Here is a 25,249-nt window from a genome sequence, read left to right as displayed (position 1 = left end):
CTTCTATTTGCAAACAAACAAGAATTTTCTCAAAAGGAATTTAAAGATTGTATCAAATACTATCAAAAATATCTCAAATCGTACATTACTATTGACATTCAACGATTTATATTTAACAATTTCCCGATTTATTTCGTCAATATACGCAAATCCATATTATGTCGTGCCATTAATTGTGCTATATACAAGGAACGAGGAAAAAGGTTTATCTCGTTTTGGCCTTCCCAAATTCCGTCAAGACGATCAGTAAAATGTCCCGGATATTTTTGTCCTTTCATACCTATATTATAATTATTACCTGAAACCCATGGATTTTGAACAGCTGCTCGTTTTGTACGACAATTCCACAAAACTTGTGTTACCCCTGCCCAGCCATGGCCACTTCCCATCTGACCACGATCTTGAACATTGATTTCTCCATCGGTCATTACATTATCATATAGAGTACCTACCGCCCAACGATGGTGGGGACCAATATCCGCATAAGTTTGGTAAGCAGTACAATTATAGAATACATTAGGTCCACATACACGAGCACCCGTTACATAATCGTGCCGTCCCTCTGTACTTTGGCAGTTCATAAAAAGATTTTGCTGTCCCCAGTTATTAAAAGAATAGCGCAAACCACCTGTTATCACAGATTTAGCTTCAAGAGACCGACAATCTATAACAGTAACATTCTTCGCAAAACGTTCACAACTTACTGCAGAATATCCCATATAACGACAAGTCAGATTTCGTGCCCAACAATTTTCAACCTTATCAAACTGTACCCCTATCCAACCGTGTTGATTATCTTCATAATGCTCGAATTCTGATTCCAAACACATATTACTCACACCAACCTCGCTAATTCTACCTTCAAAACTATATTTGAAAATCTCACCACCCCCATATTTATCTTCCATTTGCATTACAATCGGGTTATCGATATAGACCCGATTACCTTCAATCTTCACAATTTCACGTTCAAAAGAAAGATTGTACTCTTGCGCTGTCCATTGACGAGTACCCTTACGTTCTACAATCTGATCCATTTTTAAATCGTGTATCCACTTTTGTGTACCAGGACGATAAACAATTATACGATCACCAACTTTGTAATTAGTAGATGAAGAAACATTAAAAGAATGAGAACCTACTGGTACAAAACTATCTGTAATCTTAGTACGGGTACCAGAAATTTCTTCTATTCTCCCTTTACCATTTACTTGAATTAAAGAAAAGCGTTCTTTCCCAACAGCCAGTAGTCTAGTTTCATTTATATTTTCACCTTCTCCCATCAAAATCACACCACTTGTATTAATATGAATACTTCCATGAATGGGATATACTCCCCGTTTTAACAAAACAGTTCCTCGATGTCCATTTTCATCCGGCTTCATCCTAGACACTTCATCAATTGCCTTCTGAATATTCTGCCGATTATCAGTATTCGCTATCGGATAAACGACCTTAGTTATTGAATAATAAGGAATAGATTTATCGCTATGATGATAACCTACCCGACTAAAATCCGGAATAGTATTCCCTTGTTTATCCGGATAATAAACCAATTTACCTTCTGAAGTAATTTTTACGAAGCTTGATTGCCATGCCGGAGGTAACTTAGTCTGTGCAGAAGTTCCAATACAAAACATAATTGCCAAAACTCCACTTAACAACTTATTCATGTGTTTCATCCTATTTTTATTAATGATTAGTATATAATTGCAAATCTATTTTTTCACCGACAGAAGTATGTATTTGTAAATATCGACCATATAAAACATCAACTTTCTTTCCATTACGGCTTAGTTGCACAGGTTTGTTTGTCCAAGGATTTTCAATTTTACAAGGCCGACCTTTTTCACTAAAAAGTTTGACTTCTTGTACCTTACCATTTTTTAAAGATGACGTCACCAGAAATGCCCCATACGCTCTTAAATTTGTAAACGTAGCATTTCTTCTCCTATTCCAATTCGGAAAAACACGTATAATACCCTCATAACTTTGAAGTAACATTTCATTGATAGTCAATGGAACAGCAGCAAAGGTTTCAATACCTCCACCTCCTTGTACAATCCAACAATTAGGATATACATTCATCTCTATTCGTTTCTTCATATTGGCGAGAATTTTATCTCCAGGATAACCAACACGAACAGCTCCAGGATAACAAGTCTCAATACCATTATTCGATGTGTTTCCCCAATCATCTGCTATACGTTGTTTTTGTGTCCAGTGTTCCACATCATTTAATAAAATATGATTAAAGATAGAATCTGTTATAGGTCCGGCAACTCCTCCTGGCAAAATAAGTCCATGGATAGAAACCCGATTAAGCCCTGAAGGTTGAACCTCCCTATCCTTCGGTCCTCTTTCCATATTTTTCAAACTTTTACGTCCATCTTTTAATATGCCCACAGGATATTCACTTAAGTTATCCAATATATTTTTCCAATGTGCCTGACGTTTTCTGTCTACCATCAAAAAGTCACTCATATCTAATATCCCCTTAAATAACATCCGTACAAGCCCTAATGAAAGTGTAGAATTAAAATCGCCCAGTTTATCGCGCCAAATTCCCCCATTACGTTTATTAGGCATTACTTCGTTAAAGTGATCCATACGAATAACATAACGTCCATTTTCCATTGACAAATAATCTTCCCAAAAATCAGCACATGCCAATAAGTAAGGGTATACTTTTTGAGCATAATCTCTATCATAAGTGCTATAATACCGCATCAGCATGTTACCAACACTGAAAACTGCATTTATCTTTTGCCCCAGAAATTTATAACCGTCATCGATCGTATTTTCACGAGTTGCATATTTTTCCTGCATTTCATCTGGTGTCAATGGCCACATTGACGTACACAAACCTTTCGGTCCAATTCCAACCGGATAATAAATACCCCTACAGTTCAATAAATTTCGGGCATGCATCTGTCCAGCCTTCATATAATCTAATAAAGGTTGGTCAAAATTATCCGTTAAACTAATATGATTGGATGAGAATGAAGCCCAATATGATGCCTGATAATTATAATTCAAATGATAATCTCCACCCCAGGCTGCTTCATCTCTAGTAATAAATGGTCCCCAAATCCCCGGTGCAAATTTCCCTTCACGTGAGGAACAAGCAAATAAATATTGCGACTGATAATAATACTTTTCAAAATAGCGATCTCCAATATTAATATATGATTGCTTCCAAAAATTCTGCCACCAAATTCGATGATTATTTTTCAGTAATTCTATAGTATCATCTGTTACTTGTTTTGCCTCTGTAATAGCCTTCTCTTTCCAGTCTGGAGTATCATGGTTAGTATAAACAGCAATTACCAACCTTTCCTTTTTATTAGGTTTCAGTTGTAATGTCTTGCTTGTAGTATTCATTGCCAATATTATATGAGTAGGCCAATGCAATAAGTCTGAATTTTCAAAAGAACGACTTACCCATGTAACAGGTTCTATTCCTTGTGCATTTACAGATGTATTACCTTCGGCTGCCCACAAACGCAGACGGACAGTCTGTTCCTTATCAGATTGTAATTCAATAATTACTTTATTTTCTGTGGCTGCTACCCATGCCGATAAATTTACCTTACAATCACTTGTCGAAAAGAGTGCAGAAATTTCAGCACTTTCTGGCAACTGTTCTGCATAATAGGAAGCATTACGCAATCCTTCAATAGCAATATCCAAGCCACCGGGAAGTGCAATACCTCCTGGATATACCGGATATGCTCTCCAAAAATCATTTTTACCGATATAAAAACAAAGATTATCCGGTGTACCTCCCATCGTGATACCAATATCTCCATTTCCCGCTAAAGGTGCATCCGGGGTCTTTATTGTTGGTACATTTTGAGGAGGAACAGTAAATATTGCTTTATAACAATCTATAGACTGCTGACCTTGAGTATAAGTAATACTCAATAGAAATATTAAAACCAAAAAGAAAGCCTTACGTGTATTCATAGTCTCATGCTTGTTTTACACAAACAAAAGTAGACTGTTCCTACCAATAAGGCTTGCATTATTATTTCATTCGTTTGAAGAAATAACTCAAATATAGAAAAATATTTAAATTCAAAGATTTACAGAAACTGTTTGTCCTTTCTCTTCTAATAAAGGAACAATAATATCTTTATTCTTAAATTTCAATTTGATTATTTCTTGCAAATGAGTCGGATCGGCACAATTCAGCTTATATTTACCTTTTGTTTCTTGGAGCATATAAATACCCGGAGTTAAAATTTCCAAAGGACACCCAGAAGTCAATGTTATTTTCAAAGGTCGATAAGCCGTTATCCACCAGGTTGAATTTTTCTTTGTATAAACAGCTTGCGCAACTTCATCATTACGTATCAACTGAATAGCAGATAAATCAAACAACTTAGTCTTCTCCTGATTTGTAGTCGGAAGCATCAAATACTGATACGTACTTTTCTGTGGAGAAACGCCATGTTCTAAATAAATTGAAACAATATCACCTTCCACATCTTTAGGGCGATACATTTGCATTACATCATGCCATTGACCTGTACGATGGTTGACCTCAGCAACACAATTTTTAGGATTATTCCATAAAATATATCCCATTTGATTATGGAAGAAACGTTGTTCTTCACCTGAATATGTCTGCTTATCACCAACACTTCTCCATTTTCCTTCTTGCAATATAGTTAACTCTCCCTTTTTATGACATTGTTCAATAGAAGTAGTTACAACTAAATTACTATCAGCCTTAATACCTGCACCAAGACAGAGCACAAAATCATCTGTAAATACCCATGACTTATAAGCTTTTATACCTGCACGGTTTATTTCCATTGATGCCATTCCCTGTTTACCATCAGAAATTCCTCCTACAAAAGAAGATTGATTACGAGGCTGATAACTCTTAATTAAAGGCATAGGCGCGTCTGCCTCAAAAGCTGTTACCCCTGGTATCTTCCGCCAATCCCACAAAGGAAAGATATCCAAATACTCTTCACCATTTTTATATATATACGTAGCACCATCTGCCATATAATATCCCTGCATATTATCACCATTCATCATTTCAACACCTACTACACGTTTGGATGCCATTTTTACAGAAGCCATCCATTGAGGACGACGATGAATGGTATAATCTGATTGCCAGAAATGCTTATGACCGATTAATGAGTTTACCTGTCTGGAACTATAATTTTCATCTAATAAAGTCTTAGCAACTATTGAGCATTGTTCTGATTTTCCACCACCTAATTCTGAAGCGGCAAAAGCAAGACTTAAAGCTTTATGTATCTGTGCATGATGGAATAATTGACGTCCCAAAGCACTAACGTCCATTTTTCCCTTCCACAATACCCAACGATAACCTTTATCTATCAAAGCACTGATAATTCCTAATTGCTGTTCATCAAACGCTAAAGAAGTACCAGCAAATACTCCGGAAAAGAAACTCATTCCTGACACAAAAGAAAGTCCATAATTACCAAACTGTTGCTGTGAACCATGTTGATGGAAACACCAGTCATCCTTAATCCCCTCAGCACCACCAGTCACAATTTCAGATGCAATGATATCACGTGCCTCTTTTGTCAAAGCAACGTCATTTTGTAGTAATGCACGCATCATTACATTTCCTGCAAGCCATACTTTATTTTGTCCGGTCATACCAAATTTTGCATTCTCCATTACAGATATGGCAGCTTTTTTCTCTTCTGGAGTCAGCTTCTGTTCAAATAAAATAAATGCAGTACCTAACGTTTTAGGAATACCAATTTGATTATACCACCAGTTAAGACAAACCGGTTTAACCCGAAACCAATAACCTAATGCTTTATGGATCACAGCCTCTACATTTGAAGACTGATAATATGGAGTCTGCTGGGAATAATATAGTTTTACTAATTCTAAAATGCGTTCCGCATGTATTTTAGGCTCCCATCCTGAACGTTTTTTATCTTCATAATTAATATCTGGCCATCTTCCGTCCTCAGATAAGGAAGATATATACAACTTCATCCTATCCATACTCAAAGGATATCTTTGATGAAGTTCTACAACAGCCTGATCTGAAATTTCCTCTTCGGGAGGAATGGAAATAAGAATTGATTTTAAATGAAAAGGATCCTCATCTGACGGTATCAGCATATCTGAAAAGTTCTGCTTAATACGCAGCAATTCATCATGAGAAACTGCTCCTACCGTCAAAGACGACAGAAGTAGCACTATACTTACCATTATTTTACGTATATTCATAATTAAATTATTTTTTCAATTGATCGGTTTCCATAATAACAGCAGCCCATAATATACCAGCAACAGCCTCTTTGGCATTCAGTATCTTGGGTACAGTAACGTATTCTACAAAATTCTTTTTAATTGTTACACCATCACACGCTCCTATTACATCCAACAATCCTCGCTCATTTACTTGCACAAAAGGAAACAAACTATGATATCCTCTTTGAGCAACTGACATATAATCTTTAGCTTTTAATAGTCCTAGTTGTATACCACGCTGAATAGAATAAGTAAACATCGCAGAACCTGAAGGATCTATAAAATTTAAAGGGTTATCGCCTTTATCAACAACCATAAACCACCCCCCTGTTTTTTCATCTTGAACATTTTTCAGTCCTTTACACATCTTCAAATAGATATCAAGAACTTCTTTGTAATTCGGATGCGATCGAGGTAATATTGCTAATAATTCAGGTACAACCAATGTATACCACCCCATTCCTTCACTCCAAACTTCAGGCGAAAGTCCGGTCGTCTTATCAGCCCAAACAGCTTTTTCTGGTTCTGTAGTCCAAGCATGAAGCACCAAACCATCTGGTCGTTGTAAATGCCGGGCTGCTGCAATGATGTTACGACATGCTATATCATAACAATAATCTGCTTCTCCTACAAATTGAGCACAACGAATTAAAAACATTTGCATCATAAAAACGCCATCAATCCACATATTCGGACTACGGTTTCCATGCCAAAACTGTCCATCGGAACTTGGATATAAATCCACTGCTTTCAATATCTGTAATGCCGCCTTCTTATATTTTTCTTCACCAGTACGTCCATACAAAGTACAGAAAGCAGAACCTGTCATGAAATTATCTAAGTTAGTTAAACCACCTCCTTTATAATTACCTTCTTCATCCAGGAAATGATCTATATACTTCTTAATATATTTCAAATATTTATCATCTCTCGTAAGTTGTCCCAAACGATCCATAGCTTCAAACATATACCCCTGAACGTAAGTGTAATCTTTCCAATAAGCCATACGATAATCGGGATAACGTACCATTACTGTTTCTGATAAAGGTAAAGCCAAGAAAGGAAGTTCCATACCCGACTGATAATTTAACCTTGCATCAGCAACACCTTGGGAAGTAGTACGACGATATTTTATCGTTATATCCTGACTGACCAGCATTGTTACCTCACCTTCAACAACAGTCCCTGTTGTATGCTGAGTAACAACCCTGTTTTGAGCACTTACAGAGAATGTCATACTTAAAATACAAACTCCTATTCCTATACTCTTGATCAGTTTCATAGTATTCTAAATTTATACAGTATTACAAATTCAGATCCACAGCAAAGGATTACGTACCGGCAGATTACGAATTACTTCATCTGTTTCTGGAAAATGTTCCAATTCGCTCCATGCAGAAAGCCATTCCTTATTTCCTGTTTGTAATGCTCCAAAAATCAAGAAAGGATGAGCCACAGGCCATTCATCCCAATACATGACATCGTGTACAAAAGGCCACGAGGTCTTATCAACAACATATGGAAAAATAAAATCAATTCCTTTCAACATATTCTTAGTATTATCTACAGAAAAAATCCAAAGATTATCCGTTGTAGTAGAAAGAGTCTGACAAATTGTAGCCATCGCATCTAAATTAAACAAAGAATATCCATAGGGTTTAGTACGTGCCGTTTCACGCGGAAAACTACCATCCTCAGCCATCTGGTTCGGAAGAAGTACTTCTTTATAACGATCGCTACAGAACCTAATCATATCCTTATTATCAACGTAACGTGCAAAAACGGCAGCTTGCATCACCCAACAAGTTCCATGATTATTTTTGGCATTCATTTCATCAATTCCATAAGGATGAGTAGACATCCACTTCAAATAGTCAGAGAACCATTTTTTAGAACCATTAATGTCTTCCTCTGAAAGTACTCCAGCTTTCTCCAACTGTAGTAATGACTGAGCCACTTCCATAAGGTGTACTGTATCAATGATCCCAATACCACGTCCTGTAGCAATACCTTTTATAGCCTGAGCATATTGCAAGCTGGGACGCATCAATGTCTCCTCATTGATAAACCAGGCGCGCACGTGTTTCATGACTGCTTCCACATATTTTTTATCTTTAGTTAAAAGATATGCAGAAGTCAAATTTCCAACAATAGAACTAAAACGTATCATTGCATGACGATGAGCTACAAAATTATCAGGATTCGTTTCACCATCACGACGTATATACGGACCATCCAAATTCAAAGAGTCAGGCCACCAATAATCACCCTCCGAGTAAAAATCATGAACATCACCTGCGCTACGTTCCGCAATAAAAGAGGTAATTGTTACCGGTTCTTCCTGAATATTTAAAGTAGCACGCTCTAAAATACCTCGTTTCAGCACATCCTCTACATACTCTTTATCGTTTTTCTGTGAAGTACAAGAAAAGAATACACACAGAATAGATATAAATATAATTGTTTGTCGCATATTATTTTATCGTTACAAAAGAAGTTTGAACATGATCTGCTTTTACAGCTACACACGAAGTCCCCTGATTAGTACGAACTCTAATTTGAGCCCGTCCATTTCTAGCTTGTACTTTCCGTGAACCTGTCACTGTTCCTTGATTTTGAATCAGTTCTCCATCACCAGCTATATCAAAATAGACAAATATTCTTGAATCAAGACATCTTGTTCCTTTTTCATCTACTAATTGGGCTTCTACTTCGACTACACCATCACCCACAGGGGTATTTTTCACTTTAAATGCAGTTTCTTTCCCCCATTTTTCAGTTTGATATTCAAAAACCAATTCATCATTCAAGGTTTCCTTTCCTTCTACAACAACCGCCCGAAGTGTATTTTCTCCTTTTTTAAACCTTACATTCCAACGTAATCCGGCAGCAGGAAAATCTTGACTGTTACGTCTACGAACACCTAAACTTTGTCCATTTAGAAACAATTCAACAACCTGGCAATTAGAGTAAACTAACACTTCTTTCTCCTCACCATCTTTTCCCCATCTCACCGGCCAACCATGACCATAAATATGCAACATAGGTTTCTCGGTCCAATAGGATTGAAAAACATAGTAACTTTCTTTCTTAGTAAAATCACGTTCTATTACACCTTTTTGATTGACATATGGTACTGGATTTTCCGGACGAACGGGAGTAGAAAAGTCTTTAAAAGGCCAATAAGCAGCACCCGTCAACCATGACATATTTTCCTGCTCTTTCAAATGCCAATCAATCAGCTTCACAATATAAGTTTCCGACCAATCACCTTTCTCCAAAACTAATGCTGAACCATTCAAAGCCACATCACCTTCTGCTTCTCCCTCTTTGCGTAAAGGAGCTACAGCCTCTGCATGACGTCCGGCATGGCTATCTCCTCCCCACTCTACATGTAAGAAATGTTTTACTTTCTCCATTTCATCCTTGGAAAAATTCTGGTAATCCTTATAATTACCACGATACCATCCCGCCCAGATTGACGGAGAATATACGTCTACAATATCACTACAAAAAGCGCAACGACGAATAGCTGTCTTACGACTTCCATCCATATGATGAGCAATCGTATTCAATTCACTCATCAAACTACGTATCTCGCTTTGTTTATATTCCGGGAAATCATTAGGCCAATCATTTTCATTACCCAATCCCCAAATAATAACAGCAGGATGATTATAGTGTTGAGTAATCATATTATTCAACATACGTTTAGCCTGATTACGATAAGTTTCATTACCGACTCCACCACGGCACCAAGGTATTTCTTCCCAAACAAGAATTCCTAATTCGTCACAAAGATTGAGAATGATTTCAGATTGCTGATAATGCCCAAGGCGTATAAAATTAACGCCCATTTCTTTCATCATCTTCATTTCCTGTATCATTTGTTCTTCAGTCATAGCCGCTCCCACACCTGCATGATCTTCATGACGATGAGTACCTCTTAATAAAAGACGTCTGCCATTCAAAAGAAAGGGGCCTTTCTCTACAAATTCAAAAGAACGAAAGCCAAAACGCTCGCTAGCAATCATCTTCTGCCCATTAGCCGTTATTGTAGCTTCACAGGTGTATAAAAGAGGAGAGTTCACATCCCAAAGCTGTGGCTTATCCAGCTGTATATTCATCAAATCCAAATTTCCCAACGGAGTAATATCCTCCAACCGACGAGTGGTTACAATCTCCCCTTTAGGATTTTTTATCGCAATCTCTACAGATGCTTTACGGACATCTACTGGGTTATACAACATTCCAGATATAGAAAGATTAGCTTTCTTCATCTTGGCATCCAGTGTCGGTACTATCTTCAAAGAAGAAAACGAAACCTCAGGTAAATATACAAGATTTAAATAGCGATAAATACCACCATACACATTAAAATCCGATAAATCAGACGGGATCATTTCTGCATCCCGCGTATTATCACAACGAATACTCAAAGGAATTTCTCCCTTAAACCGATCAGCCTCTTTACTCGCCAAAAAAGCTTGAACAGCATCTGTTATATCAATATTCCAACTATCATAACCACCTACATGGCTACCGACTTTTGTCATATAAATATATACATCCGTTTTTTGTCCGGCTCCTTCAAATTCCAAAACAATTCTTCCATTCGGATAAGGGTTATTTAACTTCAAACGGGTTTTATACCACCCCGGCCCTTGATAATAATTCACATCTGGATCAACAGCATCCTCAGCATTAAAACAATGGGGTAACGTTACCTTCGTCCATATCGGTTGTTCTTCTGGTTGTCCTTTCTTTACCGGACGCACCAACTCCCATATATTTCCAACATCTTGCCGAAGAAATTCCCAATTATCCGTCAAACGAATTTTATTGTATGTTGTGGGCACTTTTGCATAAAAGTCCCCCACAACATAACAACATATCACCAACAATAATATAAAACGCTTCATACCTATTGAAATCTAAATTTACAAAATAGCTGTACCTTCCTTCTCTAATTTTGCCTTCTTCAACAATGCCTCCAAAAAATAATAATCAGCATACACCAAAGGTACATCTCGTTCAAAATTACGTGCTCCTGTACTATGAAGTAATAAAAATCCATAATCACCATTCAACTTTGCACGATAATTATTGCTTAAACTTTCCACAATCGTATCTGCCCACTTTTTGTACTGTTCCCCTTTTTCTGCATTATACATAGAGAGTTCATACATTGCACATGCCATTACAGCAGCTGCAGATGCATCACGCGGTTCATTCGGAATTTCTGGGGCATCAAAATCCCAATAAGCTATCATATCATCAGGCATAGTGGGATTAGTAAAAATATAATTGGCAATATTCTCTGCCTGAGTCAAAAACTCAGGAAGTTTTGTTTCACGATAACACATCGTATAACCATATAATCCCCAAGCCTGACCTCTTGACCAAGCAGATTCGTGATTATATCCCTGATGAGTATGTTTATGGAGGACATTACCTGTAATCGTATCATAATCTATCACATGATAAGAACTGTAATTATCACGGAAATGATTTTTCATAGTTGTACGTGCATGATTGGTAGCAATATTATAATAAACAGAATCTCCAGTTTCCTTAAATGCCCAATATAACAGTTCCAAATTCATCATATTGTCTATAATAACCGGACATTCCCATTTGTCACGACTGTGATCCCAAGAACGAATACAACCAATCGTCGGTTTATAACGTGTAATCAAAGTTGCCGCCGATTCCAATAAAATATCCTTATAAGCAGCGTCTTTTGTCAAACGATAACCATTACCAAAACTACAATACATCTTAAATCCCATATCATGGGTACCACCATTAGTCTTTTGATCCTCAATTGGCGCTGTAAAATCTTCCGCTTTCTGTTTCCAATAATCATCTTGCGTATACTCATACATATACCACAACTCTCCCGGGAAGAATCCACTAGTCCAATCTCTAGACGCTACCATCTTAAAAGAGCCGTCATCAGCTATAGTACGTGGAGACACCAATTTCTTTTTCGGCGCCTCTTCTGACACAGCAGCATTCACAGAGTCAATCTGTGTAAACGCATACTTCAACTGCTGACCGGCAAAATCAAAACTATCCTTTATAACATCTACTTTTTGAGGTGTTTGGCTACAAGCTCCACAAACTACCAATAAAGAAACTAATCCTGTCTTAAACTTCATCATACTTTATTTTTAATGTTTATATTCTAGGGCACTAAGATAGGCGATTTATCCCAGCGTAATTTTAAATATTGTCTTATTCGCTTGAAATTCTATTCCAAAAGCAGCAAGAGACTATAATTATCAGACATTTTCATTATTCTCATGATGTCTTTGTACCCATTCAGAAGGAGAATATCCATAAAATGACTTAAAGCAATTCGTAAAATATGCGTGACTATTAAAACCTGTATAAACAGCCACTTCTGAAACTGTATAGTCTGATTCTAACAATAATTTAGCTGCTACCTCCAAACGTTTATTACGAATAAGTTCTGTCGGTGAAAGTTCTGTTACAGCTTTCAATTTCCGATATAAATTAGCACGACTCAAGCCTAATTCCTGACTCAATAAATCAATACCCAATTCAGGATTGGATATATTCTTCTCTATAAGTTCAAAGAAACTCTGTGTAAACCGATCATCCCCCGATACAATTTCAATCCCCATAGCCTCAGGAGAGAACTTTTTACCATAAAGCTTTTTCAGCTTTTCTCGAGACTCCAATATATTGTTAATACGACATATAAGCACATCCATACAAAATGGCTTTACTATATAATCATCGGCTCCCACTGAAAAACCTTCTTTGATATGAACCACCATAGATTTTGCTGTCATCAAAATAACAGGTATATGCCCCAATTGTAAATCCTGCTTCACGCGTGAACATAACTCTAATCCATCCATTTTAGGCATCATAATATCGCTAAGTATCAGATCCGGATACTTTTCAAGACTCAGCTCCAAAGCATCTTTTCCATTATCGACGTCCAATATGTAAAAATAGGGTTCAAGACACTCTTTGACATACCTTCTCACCTCATCGTTATCTTCAGCCAAAAGGATAGTCCATTTCTTTTCAATATCAAAATGCATAGCTTTATCCACGGGTATCACGTCCTCTACTGTCTCCTCCTTCACCAATTGATCTTCTTCATAAACAAAACTACTAATGGGAATATAAACATTAAAGACAGTACCTGTTGGTTGATTTTTGGAGACTGTGATAATTCCATGATGCAAATGTACGATGGATCTCGTCAAACTCAGACCAATACCTGTACCTACATTTTCCTTATTATCATCTTCTCCCTGATAAAAAGGAGCAAATATATTTTTTATCTCCTCATCAGGAATTCCCTTACCAGAATCTGCTACAGACAAACATACAAATTCCGTATTGACAGGCAACTTACTTAATTCCGACTGATATTCGGCAGGCAAAGCAGAAGAGGATATTTGGGATAAAGAGAATACCACTTTACCACCATTCGGCGTAAATTTCATAGCATTGGATAATAAATTAAATACTACTTTTTCAATTAATGTTTTATCAAACCATGCCATTAATTGTTCTACTTTCCTCTCGAATGTAAAATTTATGGATTTTTTCGCAGCCAAATGGTTAAATGCATAATATATCTCCAATAAAAAAAGATACATATCACTTTTAATAATACGCAATTTCAGTTTACCCTCTTGATTCTTACGTAAATCCATCAACTGATTTACCAATAACAACAAGCGCTGGGCATTACTGAATATCAAACCGAGTTTATTCTTTACTACTGAAGAAAATTCTGGCATAGCTACCAACTCTTGTAATGGAGCAATAATCAGGGTCAACGGGGTACGAAGTTCATGCGAAAAATTAGTAAACATACGAATTTTGGCCTGATGAAATTCTTCCAATTGCTGCTGTTCTTTTTGCTGGAATTGTAGCTCACGTTCCAACTTCTGTTTCTTGAAGATATAGTACATGATTAACACCAGTACAGACACAAAAGTAACAACATAAAACAGATAAGCATACCATGTTTCCCAAATAGGAGGATGAACAACAATCCTTATTTTACGAGTCTCTTGACTCCATACTCCATCATTATTAGATGCTTTCACCTTAAATTCATAAGTTCCTGGACTCAAATTTGTATAATAAGCCTCCCGACGGTTACCAATATAATTCCAATCTTTATCATAGCCTTCCAAAAAAATAGCATATTGATTTTGACGAGCAAATACAAAATTCAAGGCACAATAACCAATAGATATATTATTCTGGCTATAATCCAAATCTATCTCCTTTACATCATCCAAGACAGAAGACAATATTCCCGTTTCATCTCCGACTTCAATAACCTCGTTATTCACCACTAACCGCGTAAATACCAAAGGAGGGACAAAAGAATTCAATTGTAGTTCCTGTGGATTAAAAGTCACAAATCCATTATTTCCACTAAAACAAACCTCACCATTAGGCAAAAGCATACCACTATGAGGAGTAAACTCATAAACTCCAATTCCATTCAGAGAATTATAATTTATGAATTGTTCCTTTTCCTGGTCAAATTCAGATATTCCGTTACTTGTACTAATCCAAAGTTTATGATCTCTATCTTCAACGATGGCACAAACATCATTATCTATCAATCCCTGTTCCCGAGTAATAGTCTTAAGAACTCCTTTGTATTCATCATATAGAGAAATTCCACCTCCAAAAGTACCAATCCAAATACGATCGGAAGCATCACGAATAATACTTGTCACATAATTATTCAACAAACTGAATGGTTTCTTGGCATCCGTATTATAATAAGTAATCTCCTGCTTATTAGCATCATACTTGACCAATCCATTATTACGCGTTCCTATTAATAAAACTCCATCCCTCAATTTAAGAATACAACGAGAACTTGCTATCTGACAAGAATCCTTCCCATCATGAAGAGGGAACTTATCCAAAAATATTTTTTTCGCTGACAAATGTATCAATCCTGTTTTCGGATCAGAACCTACGATCCATAGTCCTCCATCATGAGCGGGAGTCATGGCATAAATAGACATTTCCTTCGGTAACTGATAATACAACTTATATTGTTTCGTACGGGTATCAAACTGATAAATAGTTCCTTTATTCGTACCACACCAAAGAGTATTTCCATCCAACAACAAACCTTTGATTATATTTTGACTGTATTGCAACCGGGATGAATTATCTATCGGATAATAATAATATTTACTATTATTCAAATTATAATCAAGCAAACCACGCCCTTCAGTAGCCATATATAAACACCCACCCTCAGTACAAACCATACTCCCGTAAATACCAAACAAAGCATCAAACACAGAAGTAGGATCATGAAAATCAAAACGATTATTAAATCGGCTTGAATAACTGACACCACCAGCATAAGTTCCGACCCATATTGTCTGGCTACTGTCTACAAATAAAGAATAAATAGAAAAATGGCTTAAATTACCTCGTTCCAATGATGCATCCGTATGCTTCCAAAAAGAATTATCAGAAAGATTCATTGAATAAAGCCCGTCAAAAGTTCCAATCAGTAGCCTATCATGAGATTCAGCAATACAACGGATGCTATTCGTCGTTAATATGCTATTTCCTTTATGATAAGTTATAATATTCTCTTTTTCAATATCTATTCGAAACAATCCGCCGGCATTACTTCCTCCCCAGATATGTCCTTCCAAGTCTTCATAAAGTGTACCAACATAATTATCGGGCAAACGCAAATTAGGAGTATCCATAGTAAAATGCTTTTGCTCTTTCATATTCATATCACAGACAAATAATCCCTTAGTAGCAGTCCCAATCAGTATCTGATGTTCCTTTGTTTCATGAATAACTGAAATATACTCATCCTTGATTTTACCATTCAAGTCCAACCGCTGAAACATATCCATCTCACGTACATAAAGATACAATCCTCTGGAAGTACCTACCCACAATCTATTACGGCTATCAACAAACAGGCTACGTATATCTACTTTCGCAAGTGCACCATGTTTCTTATCAGAATACCGCTTGATGTGATTGGTTTTCAAATCCAACTTATTCAATCCACGTGCCGTACCCACCCATAAATTCCGATTCTTATCTTCTACCAGAGATATTATATTATTATCACTCAATGTCAATGAATCTCCTGGCACATGCTTGTATACAATAAATTCACTACCATCATAACGGTTCAAACCATTACGTGTAGCAAACCACATAAAACCTTTAGAATCTTGTAATATTTTAATAACAGAAATTTGAGACAAACCATCTTTCAAATTCAAATTTGAAAAATAGAATGTCTCATTATCATTCTGAGCAAATATTTGCAAAATAGTTAATAATGAAAATAGCAATAGAACAAATTTCTTCATGTAGTAGTTTGTGTTTTCAACGTATTATTGTGACACAAAAGTACGCTATTTTTTCATTATGCAAAGATTATATAGTTTTTTTTAGAGCGATATTAACTTCTTATTTAGTTAAAAGCTCCGTAGCACACCATAATAAAGGAGCATGTGCATGTAAATCTCCCGTAATCTGTTTACGAGTCATATAATGATTCTTATCATTCTTTATATTGGTACCTTCACAAACATTTGTCAATTCATCATCGGCATTCAGATAAGAAACCAATGCTAACCAACCTTTCAATGCAGCAGACTCATAAGTTTTTTTATCTAACCAACCATGTTTTACTCCCACCAACATAGCATAGGTAAACATAGCTGTACCCGAAGTTTCTTTATAGGATGCCGGCTCGTCTATTAATTGATGCCACATGCCATCTGGATCCTGATTCTCCAATAAAGTTGCCATCATCTTTTTATAAGCTTCCATGATAACAGTACGGTTGGGATTATCTTTTGGTAAAACAGCGAGAAGACGTGACATTCCTGCCGCCATCCAGCCATTTCCACGTGCCCAAAAGAAAGGAGCCGTAGGAGCATGATAGAAAAGCCCATTAGGACGTTGTATTTTTTGCAGATACATTACCATTTCAGCAGCAGCACGATTTATATATTTACGATCACCTGTAGCAAGATAGGCTTGTGACTGAATAGTAGTAATCATAAACATATCATCAATCCAAACACGAGTTTGCCAAGAAAATCCCTGATCTGCATACGCTTTCTGTTCAGGTTTAGCATCAGCTGGCACTTCCCATTGAGTATCAGCATATTTCATACCTAAATCAAAATACTTATAATCTCCCAATTTCTGCATATAAATTTCCAAAGGTACAGAACCAAAGACATTATAGTCTACATGTACCATTTTGGGCAACATGCTTTTTTCAGTAGTAAATAAAGGTTCGAAACGATCCTTCAGACGTTGTTGCATATCCTTATCTTTGATAGCTTTACTAAACCACAATGCTCCCAACCACGCACAAGCATCAGGATAAGTAATATAATTAGGAGCTTTTTCTGCACGAGGATTTCCAAACCGAGTATGTGGAGTTATAATAAACTTATTTACAACACGTGTACCTATAACTTTAGGGTCAGCCTCTTTTATACGTTTCTTGGAAAGAACATCTTGAGCATTCATTGGATTACACACCATAAGTATCCCCACAGCCCAAACGAATATTTTACATTGTTTCATCACAGTATTACTTTAAAATAAGATTTATATTACAAAAACAAAGATAACGGCATTTCTCCAATCTTTTTTGCAATATTGTACCAAATATTATAAATTTTGAACCTACTAAATAATTCAATACTACTTAGTAATAAAATTCACTATAACAAACGTTTACGCTGTTTTTCTCCTACATACAAAGCCAGTACCAAAGCCAAGCCAAACACAATGAGAACTGCATGTAACCCCGGTGGTGTATCACCACTACCATAAGAATGCAAACCGGAAAGGTAATAGTTTACTCCAAAATAAGTCATTAATACTGATGCTAACGCAAAAACAGACATCACACTAAAGGCATAATCTGAACGCAGATAAGAAATAAAACGGGCATGCAGAACAAAGGCATAAACAATCATTGTAATAAGAGCCCAGGTTTCTTTAGGATCCCATCCCCAATAACGCCCCCATGATTCATTCGCCCATACGGCACCCAAAAAGATACCAGCAGTCAATAAATACAGACCAATATTAAGAGAAATTTCATTAATAATCCGCAATTCACGAATATGAGGGTTCAACAACACCGACTTCTTGTCTGACGCCATAAACCCCAATGAAAGCAGACCTAACAGGAAACTCATGCCGAAGAAACCATAACTTGCAGTAATGACCGCTACATGTATCATTAACCAATATGATTTCAGTACAGGTACTAAAGGAGTTATCTCAGGATCCATAAAATTGAGATTAGCAACAAACAGAATAATACCAGCAAAGAAAGCAGCCAATGCCAAAGTCATTGATGAACGACGGATAAACAAAAGTCCTGCCAAGACTGTAGCCCACGCCACATAAACCATCGATTCATAAGCGTTAGCCCAAGGAGCCCGACCAGAAATATACCAACGTATACCAATACCAAAAGTTTGCAATAGGAATAAAACTACTACACCTACCATTAACACAATGGTAACTACCCGAAGCCAACGTTTGGATTTCAACAAAAACCAGACAGAAACTAAAAGAAGCAATAAACCTACGGTCATATATCCCACAGCCGACCAAAAGAATAATTCAGCACGATTATAAAACAATTCCCATGAAATTTGTTTATCTGTCAATAAACCTGTTGTAGTTCGTTTTTGCTGATACACATTCATCATAGATAATACTTCATTTGATGCCGACCAGTCACCTGTACGCAGAGCATTGTAAGACTCCGCCAAATACCAAGGGAATATTTTAGAAACAAACATAGAGTCTCTACCCGAGAATTCTTTCAAATCATCACCTGGTGAATACCACTTACCATCCACATCTTCCGGTAAAGGGAAAAAAGCTAACATCTGACCTTGCTGCAAAGAATAAAGGATATTTGCCTTTTCATCCAATTTCAATAAATCCTTTTCTATCCGTGAACGTTCTGACACAGGACGAGAATATGCACGTTCTACGGCATCAGCAATAACATAACGTCCTTCTTCATCAAATAAATCAGAAAAACGAATATATTTATCTGAAGGTAACTTTAATTCTCGAGCCATTTCTTTGTTGGATTGACGAATAAAAGGTATATTACTCCAATAAGAAGGATTTATAAGAAAACCGAAAATAACCTGTTCTGAACGTAATCCCTCGAAAGTTTCACTTCGGTAAAGTTTACGCAGCAGTTTAGATGTATAGGTATTTATAGGTTCAATACGTCCCGTAGGACATTGTATCTGCATGCGCCCCCATTCCTCTGCTTGTGCGGCAGGAATAGTATTTTTTTCTAATTGATTAGAGATTACTTCCTGAGCAGACAGACAGGATGGAAAACAGCATAACAACAATACCGGTACAGCCTTTTTTAATTGTCTGGCTAATTGGCGAAAACGAGATTTTGGGTCTACCACAGTCAACAACATCCCCACAAGAAGCAACAAATATCCTATATAAGTAATACCTGTACCCCAACCATCATGATTTACAGACAAAACAGTCCCTTGCTCATCCGAATCGTAAGAAGATTGATAGATACGATATCCTTGTTCATATATCACCTTGTTCATATAAATATGTTCAGCACGTGTATCACTATCAGAAGAAATCGTAAGAAAACTCTCAAAAGAAGACGGACTGTGCGATCCCGGATAACGCAATAATTTAAAATCGTCTAGGTGAATCGTAAAAGGCAATTCATGTGTTCCATCCGTAAGATGCAACTGAGAAGTTGTTTCTCCCTCCCGAATATGTACGATCCCCTCAAAACCAAACAAATTTGTAACCAAAGCTCCTGTCAAAATGACGATAAAAGAAACATGGAACAGACATATGCCATACTTACGTTGTTTCCAAAGTTGCATACGAATACCAATTACAATAAATTGCATTACCATTAGCAACTGAAGCAAATAAAATATGGGTTGGTTATAAATCAGTTTTCTGGCAACAGAGGTACCCTGAACTTTCTCTATAAAAGTTGCCACTGCTAATACAATAGCATATATCACCAACAGTATCAAGGCAAATCGCCAAGATATAAACATATTCTTTACAGAGGAAAGAAATTTCTTCATATTATTGTTCTATAGACACATTCAAAGTATGCAGCAACTCAGCCAAACCATCAGGAGTAAGCTGCTGAGCAGAATCCGATAAAGCTTTCTGTGGACAACAGTGCGATTCAATAAACAAACCATCCACATGCAAAGATAATGCTTTCTTGCAAACTGAAGCCAATAATTCACGTTTTCCAGCAATATGACTCGGATCACAATAAAAAGGTATATTGGGAAAATGCGCACGAAATCCATCCAAACACTCCCAAAGAGGAGCATTTCGATAAGGAGCACTATCTATTGTACAAAAGCCACGATGGATCACACGAATATCTTGCACATCTGAATGTTGAAGCCGTTCAACTGCTCCAAGCCAAAGTTCAATATCCGGAGATACCGGGTTCTTTATCCAAACAGGAATATTAAAACCGCGTAATGCTTCCGCCAACTCGTGCATCATAAATGGATTTACAGTTGTTCGTGCACCAATCCATACCATATCTACTCCCGCTTTCATAGCAACCTCTACATGGGCAGGCAATGCAACCTCAGTCATAACTTTCATTCCCAACTCCTGTTGTATCTCATTCAGCCATACTAATCCGCGTTCACCCACTCCCTCAAATGTACCATATCTAGAACGGGGTTTCCATAAACCGGCACGCAAGATATTAACTCCTATATTTTTTAATCCTCTTGCCGTTTCCAACATCTGCATACGATTTTCTGCGCTACATGGGCCGGCCACTAATCCTATTTTATTCTGCTCCTTCATCATTTTAGTCTAAAAAGAAACCGGCGCACTATCCTTTTATTAAGGATACAAGCGCCGGTCTATCAATCACTTATTAATCTTCTATAATCACACGGAAACCGACGTTATATACTTTCTGCCAAGGCAAATATGATCTACGGTAATAAGCTGTACATGTTTTTGGGTGATCTGTCCAAGAACCGCCACGTACCACTTTCTCCGTACCACTTCCCTGATTTTTCTCACTATATGGATAAGGTAAATAGTCAGAACGCGTCCATTCAGAAACATTCCCCTGCATATCGTACAATCCAAATGGATTAGCTTGATAACCGCCTCCCTTCACTTGCAACATGTTACCATCATCTACACCATTTTCCTTAGGTTGGAAAGTATAATACTTATACCACGAATCAGTTTCTTTCATTGGTTGTGGATTTACTCCACGAACAGCCATCTTATTCAACTGCTTATCTGCCATATTTTCAAATTTAGCAAAATCCGTATTCAATGAACCATACCAGAAAGCATCGTCACTACCGGCACGACATGCCCACTCCCACTGTACTTCTGTTGGCAATGTGATATTCTTACCAGTCTTCTCACTTAACTTCTGGCAGAAAGCCATGGCCTCTTCCCAACTGACACGAATAGCAGGTTGCTCCGGTTGGTTAGCTGGATATCCCTGATGCACATGGTCTTTCCACAACTGTCTGTCGAAACGGCTATTATGCTCTGGGAAAATAGTACGGAATTGCTCGTTACTGACTTCTATTTCCCCCATCCAGAATGCTTTCTTCACCACTTGTTTATTAGCTGGTGAATAATCTGAATGTCCACGATTACTACCCATCACGAATGAACCGGCAGGAATACGAACAAAGTTCATTTTTATACCCGGAGCCAACTCAATACTCATCTTCGAATCACCTTCTTTACTAATCATTGTCTGAGCCATGATCTTATCAAAAGGCCATCCTTTTACTTTCACTTCCTTATCCTTATACTCTTTCTTTTCAGGTTTCACAGGAGTCGGTTTCTCTCGCGATTCCAGATATTGAGCATACGAACGGATTTCAGCCTGCCAGTCTACACCAGCATTTGCATATTTATCAGCTAACTCTTTACGACGACTGATCTGTTCAACCCCTTTAAAGATATTAGCTTTAAACTTACCATGATAAGGAGCATTAAAATCAATCCAGTTATAGATCGTTTTCCATTCCTTATCAGTCAATTCCACACCATGATGTCCAGTTCTTAATATTTTGACAAGTTGGCTGGCAGAAGCATGATATTCATATGGATTTAGAACTTCAATTTCTGCCTCCGGTCCTTGACGATAGACATATGGATGCAAATTCAGATAACTTTCACCAAATCCAGAGAATTCATCAATACGTCCTCCTCTAAAATCAGCCAATTTATTGGAACCGTCATGACAAGAAACACAAGCACGATCCAAAATAGGCTGTACTTCAAGATCAAATGTAAAAGAGCGCTGTCCTCCCTCGGGTATAGTAATCTTATGAGGAGGAATGGTAGATGCCTTTACTCGTTTCGGAATAGGTAATTGATTTTGATCTTCATGACAACCTACACAGGATACAGTTTCACCCGGCATACCAGTCAACCAGCTACGCATCCACTGTACTGCACGTCCTTCAGAATCCAATGGTTGTAATGCGATCGGAGTATTAGCAGGAATCTTAAAGATAGCAGAACCATCTTCTTCTACAGGTACAGTACCTAAAAGACGTTTGATATCCCAACCACTCTGTACTCCTTGTGCCCAATGATCAGACGGAGTCTTATTATAGGCATATTCATAAGCTAATACACGGAATGATTTCACTGTACCGCGAGGTACTCCTTTCAGGCCCTCACCTTCATAAATATCCTGAATAAATACGGTAGCTTCTTTGTCTCCCGGAACAATCTTATCAGGTATTACAGGAGGTACTGGAGTCTTCTTTACTGGAATAGGGCAAATCAAACCTTCACCTTCAAACTCTGCAATCAAGGTCAGATTATCATAAATATCAATCAAGTAAATACCCCAAAGTGAATTTTCATCTAGTTTGGCAGTAACCAAAAAATATTTATCCGTCAAAGGATAAGGTTTGATAAATTGTGGCCATACACCATCCACCAAACGGTCTTTTACAATCGGTTCAATTTTACGATCCCGAAAAGGCAGTTCCTGCAACATTCCCTTTTCTGATTTACGACTTTTTGATGGATCAAACAACATCAGACGTCCTGAACGTGCCACACCATGATGGCCAGAAATAACACCTATAAACTGAGAAGCATGCCCCGGAAGAGGTTTTGCATCAAAAATACTATTCGGGAAATAAGAGCCACTACCATACAAAGACTTCTGCTCTGTACCATCAGGATTCATGTGCATTACAAAGCGAGAAAAATAATGTGTCAAATCCGTATATTCCCAACGAGTATACATGATACGGCCATTATTCATAACTGTAGGAGCCCAGTTTGCATCCTGATCAAAAGTCAGTCGACGCAAAGAACGGTCTTTCGGATCATAAAGGCACATATTACCTACTTCATCATTACCATTTACACAAGGTACACCATTATATCCAATATTGGACACTGCAATAAGCTTACCGGAAGGTAGATAAGTAGCATCAAAGAATTCCAAATCTTTTTCAGGAGTCTCTATCAGTTTCTTCAAGCCTGTACCATCCAATCTCACCTCGAATACCTGCCATCGTTTGTCCGTATCTACCATAGAAAACATCAAACGTTCAGCATCCCAATGCAATTTCAAATCAGGAACCGAGGAACCATTAGTAGGCTTAAAAATAGTACGAACCTTAACATCTCCACGCAAATCAGACAGTTCTACAATTTCAGCATTAAATCCTCCACGAGGAGCAGAGGTCTGGTTAGACCAGTTGTTATTTTGAGTACCCAAAGCACGAGGGTTTATCTGACGTGCACTAGTACCTATCTTATAACGACCTACAATAATTTTATCCACGTCCAACGTCGGATTTGCTAAAAGGATCTCACGTTTCAGATCTAAAGCTTTCTTTGCATCCTGTATGGCAACAACATCATTTTTATAGATACCAGCAAATCCTTTTCCACAAAGTTGTTTCAACTGAACTAGTTTAGTCTGGTTAATATTTGCATCAAAACCAGAAATTTTAACCATATCATTGTAAGCATCCTCAATGGCGCGCAAATTGATCCAACTCAAAGAACTCTGCAACTGATATACTTTCATGGCATCTTGTGCCAAATTCAAATAACCAATAACCTGTTCATCCAATGAAGATTTGGAAGAAATCTGCGCAATTTGCGCATTAAAATAAGACTTATCTTTCAGCAAGTTTACAACAGAAGTTACTATGTGTTTCTCAATAGAAGCATCATATGTTGTAACCAAAGCTTTCATATCACTACCGGCAAAAGGCAAGAACCAGGTAGATTCTGTCGGATATTTTTTCACGATATCTGCTGCGGCTTCTGCACCAGTAATACCTTGTAAACGGAAAATAACCGTACCCGACGAAGAACGGTTCTCTAAACCGATTTCCGCTTCAAAACGTACATATTTCTTATCCAAAGGAACCACAATCTGTGCATTGGCATTAGCCATAATCGTACGATCATAACGTTTACCTTTCATGATAACTGGTTCACCTTTGGCATTTCCCTTCATGCGCAAACTACCGCTACCTGTTTTTTTAAAAGTATCCTTCAAATCATTCAACCAAACAGAAGAACCATCTGCTGCAATAAGTTTGGCATTCGCCCATATTGCCTGATCATCACTGGTTCCGTCTACTGTTCCCCATGTGTACAACACCATTTCATCAAGTCCTGTCACATCCGCAGAAAAAGGCTCTGCAGCAGCCTTAGCTTTTATAATTTTTGATGCAACTGGCAAACAAGTCTTCTGCATTTCAGCATTAGCCTGATTTTTAGCTACGGCAATACTCTCCGCCCACGTAACAGGCGCATTTACTTTTGCTTTCCGCTGTGCCATAGTCGGAAATACTAAAGCAATGCATACAGACATTACTATCAGTTTTTTACTCATACT

The 25,249-nt window shown here is 37.4% G+C and carries 12 protein-coding genes; all 12 read right to left on the bottom strand.

Features of this window, described 5'->3' with window-relative positions; all coding sequences use genetic code 11:
- Positions 1 to 128: 128 nt before the first annotated feature.
- Positions 129 to 1,682, bottom strand: a complete 1,554-nt coding sequence (locus C1A09_RS13605) for a hypothetical protein (RefSeq protein WP_101545102.1) — start codon at positions 1,680 to 1,682, stop codon at positions 129 to 131.
- Positions 1,683 to 1,692: 10 nt separating this feature from the next.
- On the bottom strand, positions 1,693 to 3,969 hold the full coding sequence (locus tag C1A09_RS13600; protein WP_101545100.1) for a glycosyl hydrolase family 95 catalytic domain-containing protein: 2,277 nt from the start codon (positions 3,967 to 3,969) through the stop codon (positions 1,693 to 1,695).
- Positions 3,970 to 4,080: 111 nt separating this feature from the next.
- A complete protein-coding gene (locus C1A09_RS13595) occupies positions 4,081 to 6,243 on the bottom strand; it encodes a polysaccharide lyase 8 family protein (protein ID WP_101545099.1) in 2,163 nt (720 codons plus the stop codon).
- A gap of 7 nt (positions 6,244 to 6,250) precedes the next feature.
- Positions 6,251 to 7,549 carry a glycoside hydrolase family 88/105 protein gene (locus tag C1A09_RS13590; protein WP_101545097.1) on the bottom strand — a complete coding sequence of 433 codons (1,299 nt, stop codon included), beginning with the start codon at positions 7,547 to 7,549 and terminating at the stop codon, positions 6,251 to 6,253.
- A 30-nt stretch (positions 7,550 to 7,579) separates the two neighbouring features.
- Entirely contained in the window at positions 7,580 to 8,740 is a 1,161-nt protein-coding gene (locus tag C1A09_RS13585) for an alginate lyase family protein (RefSeq protein ID WP_101545096.1), read from the bottom strand.
- Position 8,741: 1 nt separating this feature from the next.
- Positions 8,742 to 11,189, bottom strand: coding sequence for a glycoside hydrolase family 2 protein (locus C1A09_RS13580; protein WP_101545094.1), 2,448 nt, complete (start codon positions 11,187 to 11,189; stop codon positions 8,742 to 8,744).
- Positions 11,190 to 11,207: 18 nt separating this feature from the next.
- Entirely contained in the window at positions 11,208 to 12,431 is a 1,224-nt protein-coding gene (locus C1A09_RS13575; protein ID WP_101545152.1) for a glycoside hydrolase family protein, read from the bottom strand.
- 123 nt (positions 12,432 to 12,554) lie between these two features.
- The gene (locus C1A09_RS13570) at positions 12,555 to 16,652 is read right to left on the bottom strand and encodes a hybrid sensor histidine kinase/response regulator transcription factor (RefSeq protein ID WP_101545093.1); all 4,098 of its coding nucleotides are present in this window, start codon (positions 16,650 to 16,652) and stop codon (positions 12,555 to 12,557) included.
- A gap of 100 nt (positions 16,653 to 16,752) precedes the next feature.
- On the bottom strand, positions 16,753 to 17,889 hold the full coding sequence (locus C1A09_RS13565; protein WP_101545091.1) for a glycoside hydrolase family 88/105 protein: 1,137 nt from the start codon (positions 17,887 to 17,889) through the stop codon (positions 16,753 to 16,755).
- 140 nt (positions 17,890 to 18,029) lie between these two features.
- Complete coding sequence (locus C1A09_RS13560; protein ID WP_101545090.1) at positions 18,030 to 20,429, bottom strand: cytochrome c biogenesis protein CcsA; 2,400 nt, start codon at positions 20,427 to 20,429, stop codon at positions 18,030 to 18,032.
- 1 nt (position 20,430) lies between these two features.
- The gene (locus tag C1A09_RS13555; protein ID WP_245875037.1) at positions 20,431 to 21,186 is read right to left on the bottom strand and encodes a DAHP synthetase I family protein; all 756 of its coding nucleotides are present in this window, start codon (positions 21,184 to 21,186) and stop codon (positions 20,431 to 20,433) included.
- Positions 21,187 to 21,259: 73 nt separating this feature from the next.
- Positions 21,260 to 25,246: an SUMF1/EgtB/PvdO family nonheme iron enzyme gene (locus C1A09_RS13550; protein ID WP_101545086.1), complete on the bottom strand. Its 3,987-nt coding sequence runs from the start codon at positions 25,244 to 25,246 to the stop codon at positions 21,260 to 21,262.
- Between the last annotated feature and the right edge of the window lie 3 nt (positions 25,247 to 25,249).

This window comes from Bacteroides cutis (assembly GCF_900241005.1).
GTDB classification, from domain to species: Bacteria; Bacteroidota; Bacteroidia; order Bacteroidales; family Bacteroidaceae; genus Bacteroides; species Bacteroides cutis.
This window is presented reverse-complemented; position numbering and strand designations above follow the sequence as displayed.